At 64.3% G+C, this 5,936-nt stretch carries 6 protein-coding genes; all 6 read left to right on the top strand.

Translation table 11 applies throughout. From position 1 onward, the window contains the following. Positions 1-45 precede the first annotated feature (45 nt). Positions 46-900 (top strand): carbohydrate ABC transporter permease, encoded by an 855-nt coding sequence (locus ACXJ7R_RS22705; protein ID WP_457153809.1) that lies wholly within the window; start codon positions 46-48, stop codon positions 898-900. 64 nt (positions 901-964) lie between these two features. Beyond that, positions 965-2,008, top strand: coding sequence for an SIS domain-containing protein (locus tag ACXJ7R_RS22700; RefSeq protein WP_457153808.1), 1,044 nt, complete (start codon positions 965-967; stop codon positions 2,006-2,008). Beyond that, a complete protein-coding gene (locus ACXJ7R_RS22695) occupies positions 2,008-2,937 on the top strand; it encodes an ROK family protein (protein WP_457153807.1) in 930 nt (309 codons plus the stop codon). The genes ACXJ7R_RS22700 and ACXJ7R_RS22695 overlap by 1 nt, the downstream gene beginning before the upstream one ends. Before the next feature lie 4 nt (positions 2,938-2,941). Then, the gene (locus ACXJ7R_RS22690) at positions 2,942-4,033 is read left to right on the top strand and encodes an ABC transporter ATP-binding protein (RefSeq protein WP_457153806.1); all 1,092 of its coding nucleotides are present in this window, start codon (positions 2,942-2,944) and stop codon (positions 4,031-4,033) included. A gap of 210 nt (positions 4,034-4,243) precedes the next feature. Next, complete coding sequence (locus ACXJ7R_RS22685) at positions 4,244-5,242, top strand: ABC transporter ATP-binding protein (protein ID WP_457153805.1); 999 nt, start codon at positions 4,244-4,246, stop codon at positions 5,240-5,242. Positions 5,243-5,249: 7 nt separating this feature from the next. Further along, a partial coding sequence (locus ACXJ7R_RS22680) for an ABC transporter permease (RefSeq protein ID WP_457153804.1) occupies positions 5,250-5,936 on the top strand: 687 nt, incomplete at its 3' end.

Raw genomic sequence — 5,936 nt, 5'->3', positions numbered from 1 at the left:
ATCCTATTCGGTCTAGGAGCGGATATGAGCGCCCCTGACCTCACCATGCCAGTTGCCCGCCGCCGCCAGGACCGCGAGCCCTGGACGCTGGAGCGCATCATCGTCCACGCACTGCTGATCTTCTTTGTCGTGCTCGCCATAGGACCGGTGCTGATCGTCATCATCAATTCCCTGAAGACGACGCCGGCGATCTTCGGTGGCCCGTTTGACCTGCCGACGGCCAAGACCTTCAGCCTCGAAGGCTACAAGCGGGTCTTCACCCGCGGCAATTTCATCGTCAACTACCGCAACAGCTTGATCGTCACGGTGACGACGATCGTGCTGACGGTGGTCCTGTCGACGCTCGCCGCCTTCGCCCTGGTCGAATACCGCGTGCGGGTCGCCTCGCTGCTCGCTGGCCTGTTCGTGCTCGGCATCATGTTGCCGATCCGGCTCGGCACGATCCCGCTCATCCAGATGATGCTCGCCTGGAAGCTGATGGATACGCTGGCCGCCTTGATCCTCGTCTACACCGCCATGAGCATCCCGATCGCGGTGACGCTGATGGTCACCTATTTCCGCACCGTTCCGACAGATCTCAAGGAAGCAGCGCGCATGGATGGTGCAAGCGAGTTGCGCACCTTCTGGATCGTGCTGCCTTTGGTCAGGCCCGGCCTCGCCGCGGTGGCTGCGCTGACCATGCTGCCGGTCTGGAACGACCTCTGGTTCCCGCTGATCCTGGCTCCAAGCCGGCAGAACCAGACGGTGACGCTCGGCGTGCAGCAATTCGTCGGCCAGTTCATGAACGACTATCCCGCACTTCTCGCCGCGCTGACGCTTGGCGCGGTGCCACTCGTCCTGCTGTTCACCCTGTTCTCGCGGCAATTCATCAGCGGCCTGAGCAAGGGCTACAGCAAATAGCCGGACGTCATGGCCGACAGATTTTCGCAAGACTTCTACAATTTCGAACTGATGGAACATCAAGATGCAGATAGGCAAATACATCCGCCGGCAGCCTTCGACCCTGACCGGGCTGCCCGCCGCCATCGGCGCGGATTTGGATCGGTTCGCCAGCCTGCGCCAGAAGCCGCAGCGCATCGTGCTGCTTGGCACCGGCTCCTCGATGAATGCACTGCTGGCCGGCGCCGAAGCGCTGGAGGAGGGGACGGGCGCCTCGGTGATCGCCAAGGAGCCGGAGGCTTTCCTGCGCTTGCCGCCCAAGGCATCGGACCAGCGCACGCTGGTTCTGGCGGCCTCGCAGTCCGGCATGAGCATTACCACGATCGAAGCGGTGCGTCTGGCGGTGGCGCGCGGGTTTCCCACCCTTGTCATTACCGGTGAGGAGGGCAGCCTGATTACGGAGGCCGGCGCCGAGGTGATCGTCATGCCGATCGGCCCGGAGACGGTCGGCCCGAAGACCATGGGCTATACCGCCACCGTCATCTCGGTGCTGGCGGTTGCCGCCAAGCTAGCCAACAAGACGGTCGATCTGTCGAAGCTTCTCGGACAACTGGAGCAGACAGCGGAAACCGGTCTCGCCGCAGCGAAGGATCTGGTCACCCGCTTCGGCGTCCCCGATTACATACTGGTCGCTGGACAGGCAACGCATCTCGGCACCGCGTTGGAGGCATCGCTCAAGATTGCCGAGATCAGCGGCGTGCCGACAGCCGCCTTCGACACGGAGGAGGCGTTGCATGGGCATGTCTATGGCACGACGGACAAAAGCCTGGTGATCGCCATCGCGCAGACCGAGGCCGAGGCGAAAGTCGCCGCCAATCTTGGCGAGGCTCTGGCCGAACTCGGGCCACGTGCGGTCGTCCTCAACCTCTCCGGTCATCCGACCCGCTTCGACCTCGATGTCAGCTGGCCGACCGAGCCGGAGCAGCAATGGCTCGCCGGTTGCTGGGCGCCGATCCCGCTGCAATGGTATGGTTGCGAGCTGGCGATCGCGCGTGGCATCGATCCGGACAAGATGATCTATCCCAATCTCGGACGCAGGCTCAACGTGCGCATCCGCAAGGAGGCCTGATGGTAACCGCGATCGGAATCGACATTGGCGGCAGCCTGGTCAAGCTCGGCGCCGTCGACGGTTCGGGCAAGGTGCTGGCGCGCGGCGCTGTCCCGGTACATCGGGATATCGAGTTTGCGGATTTCGTCCATCTGGTCACCAAGGCCACCGAAGAGCTGACGCGGCAATATCCGGACATCACCGCCATCGGCATTGGTGTGCCGGGCACGCCAAATCCCCAGACCGGTATGCTGAATGGCCGATGCCCGGCGATCCCGGCACTGTTGATGGGTTCGCTGTCGAAACTGTTCGGCATTCGCTTCGGCGTCCCGGCCATCGTCCTCAACGATGCCGTCTGCGCCACCCATGGCGAGATGCGGCACGGCGCCGGGCGTCCCTTCTCCCGCTTTGCGCTGCTGACGCTCGGCACCGGCATTGGCGGCGCCATGGTCATCGACCGCAAGGTGATCGACGGCCCGGACGGGTTGCCGCCACAGCTTGGCTGCATCTCGCTCGATCCGGCCCGCACCGACCTTGCCGATCCGGTGCCGGGCATGGTCGAGAACCTCGCCAGCGCCCGCGCGCTCGTCAATCGCTATCGCCAACTCAAGCCGGACACCGACGCCACCAACGCCGAGACCGTCTGCGATCTTGCCAAGCAGGGCGACCCCGTCGCGCTGCAGGTCGTCGACGARGTGGCGCGCTGGCTCGGCCAGATGATCGGCATCATGTCGAACATGCTCAACATCGAGGCGGCGATCATCGGCGGCGGTCTGGCGCTGGCCGGTCCTTTCTTCACCGATCGCATCGCCCGCAATGTCAGGGATTTCGTGCTGCTCAAGCCCGGCCGCCCACCAGTGATCGTGGCGGTGGAACACGGCAACGACGCCGGCGTGATCGGTGCCGCGGCACTGGCGCTCGACATGTTCGCGCCCACGGCAAGGGAGTAGCGCCATGGCAGACGTCGAACTGAAGAAGGTTTCGAAGAGCTTCCAGAATCTGAAGGTGGTGCACGATATCGATCTCGATATCGCAGAGGGCGAATTCGTCGTCCTCGTCGGACCGTCCGGCTGCGGCAAGTCGACGACGCTGCGCATGGTGGCCGGACTGGACCGGCCGAGCGGCGGCGAGATCCATATCGGCGGCAGGCTGGTCAATAACGTGCAGGCCAGGGATCGCGACATCGCGATGGTCTTCCAGAGCTACGCGCTCTATCCGCAGATGACGGTCGCGCAGAACATGGCTTTCGGCCTGCGCATCCGCAAGGTGCCGGACGGCGAGGTGACGCAGCGCATCGCCCGTGTCGCCGACATCCTCGACCTCAGCGAACTGCTGCAGCGCAAGCCGCACCAGTTGTCTGGCGGCCAGCGCCAGCGCGTCGCGATGGGCCGCGCCATGGTGCGGCAGCCGAAGGTGTTCCTGTTCGACGAGCCACTCTCCAACCTCGACGCCAAGCTCAGGGTGAAGATGCGCGCCGAGATCAAGAAGCTGCACCAGATGGTCGCCACCACGACAGTCTACGTCACCCATGACCAAGTCGAGGCGATGACGCTGGCCGACCGCGTCGTGGTGATGAACAAGGGGCGCATCGAGCAGATCGGGCCGCCCAACGATCTCTACCATGAACCGGCCAGCCGCTTCGTCGCCGGCTTCATCGGCAGCCCCGGCATGAACTTTTTCAAGTGCCGCCTGGAAGCGCGCGGCGACCGGCTCGCGGTCGTGCTCGGTGATGGCACGGCCCTCGCCGTCCCGGCTGCCCGTACGGCCCGCTATGCCAGCCATGCCGGGCGCGAACTCGAATTCGGCCTGCGTCCCGAGCACATCACCGAGCAGCGCGAGCGGCCCGACGTCGTCGACATCAAAGCGCCGGTCGAGGTGGTCGAGCCGATGGGCATGGAGACGCTGCTGCATGTGCTGATCGCCGGCGCGGAGGCGACGGCGCGCATCGATCCCGCTTCGACGCCGAAGCCGGGCGAGGTGGCGACACTCTCGCTCGGGATGGCCCATATGCACCTGCTCGATCCCGACAGTGGCAAGGTGCTCTGAACCTACCGGCGTACCATCACGACACGCAAAGGGGTGGGCGCGGAGGATAGCCGGTTCCCTGCCACACTTTCACGTGTCAGAGAGCAAAAACAATATATTATTTGTTGACAAATATAATTTTGGAGCGAATTTTTAGGCACGGTTTCGAATGACCGTGATGGTTCCCAGCAGGCACGGCCATCTCACCGCAGTCCCAGGAATTTGCCGGTTATGATCGACATCCAAAGCGTGTCAAAATCCTTCGTGACCAGGGACGCCGATCCGGTTCAAGCCCTGAATCATGTCAGCCTCGAAATCTACGACAATGAGTTCTTCACCCTGCTTGGCCCATCCGGTTGCGGCAAGACGACCTTGTTGCGGCTGATCGCCGGCTTCGAGGCGCCGAGCTCGGGCGCCATCCGCATCGCCGGCAGCGATGTCGCCGCCTTGCCGCCGCAGAAACGGCCGGTCAACACGGTGTTCCAGAGCTACGCGCTGTTCCCGCATATGAGCGTCGCCGAGAATGTTGCCTTCGGGCTGGAAATGCAGAACACGCCGAAATCGCTGATCGACGAGCGCGTCAGGGAAGCACTGGAAATGGTGCGGCTCGAAGGCTTCGCCACGCGCCGCCCGGCGCAACTGTCGGGCGGCCAGCAGCAGCGCGTCGCGGTGGCGCGTGCCCTTGCTCCGAAGCCGAGCGTGCTTTTGCTCGACGAGCCGCTGTCGGCCCTCGACCTCAAGCTGCGCAAGGGCATGCAGAGCGAATTGAAGCGGCTGCAGCGCGAAACCGGCATCACCTTCGTGCTGGTCACCCACGACCAGGAGGAGGCGCTCGCGATGTCCGATAGGATCGCGGTGATGCGCAGTGGCGACGTGCTGCAGGTCGGCACGCCGCGCGACATCTACGACAATCCGCAGGACCGCTTCGTTGCCGATTTCATCGGCGAGTCCAACCTGCTGCCGGGTGCAGCGCTTGGCCGCGACCCTGCAAAGACGATCGTCGTGCGTCCCGAACACATCGTCGTATCACCGGCATCCGATGACGCCACAGGCCACGCCAGAGGAGCGGTGTCAGCCATCACCTTCCTCGGCTCCGACACGCTCTACGAGATTGTCCTGGAAGAGGGAGCAAGGCTGCAGTCGCGCTCGCGCGGTGGTGCGGCATTGGCGACAGGCGACAGGGTCGTCGTCGACTGGGCCCGCGACGTCGAACGCGAACTGGCGAACTGAGGCGGCGATGGGTCCGAACCGCACCTACCTGCTGATCGCACCCGCCATGCTGGTCATCGGCATTTTCATGGTGCTGCCGCTGTTCCTTGCGGTCGCCTATTCGTTCATGACCGCCAACCCCTATGGCGGCGTCACGGCGCCGGCGACATTCGACGCCTATCTCCAGTTCCTGTACCAGCGCGACTTCGACGACAGCCTGGTGTTTTCGCCGAGCTATGCGCTGATCATCCTGCGTTCGATCTACCTCGCCATTGCCACGACCCTCATCTGCCTGGTGCTCGGCCTGCCGGTTGCCTGGTACATCGTCTGCCAGGCACCGGAGCGCCGCCGGGTCCTGCTGTTTGCCGTCACGCTGCCGTTCTGGATCAACACACTGATCCGCACCTATTGCTGGATCCTCATCCTGCGCGACGAAGGCCTGGCGAATGGTGCGCTGCGTCATGCCGGGATCATCTCCGATCCGCTGCCGCTGCTCTACAATGACGGGTCGATCCTGCTCGGCCTCGTCTACACCTTCCTGCCCTTCATGGTGCTGCCGATCTACTCGACGCTGGAGCGCATCGACCCGCGTCTGATCGAGGCCGCGCACGATCTCTACGCCAGCCGCGCCGCGGTCTTCCGCCGCATCGTCTGGCCGCTGGCGAGACCCGGCGCGCTGGCCGGCGCCACGCTTGTCTTCGCGCCGGCGCTCGGC

Source organism: Mesorhizobium sp. P5_C1 (genome assembly GCF_054049815.1).
This window is presented reverse-complemented; position numbering and strand designations above follow the sequence as displayed.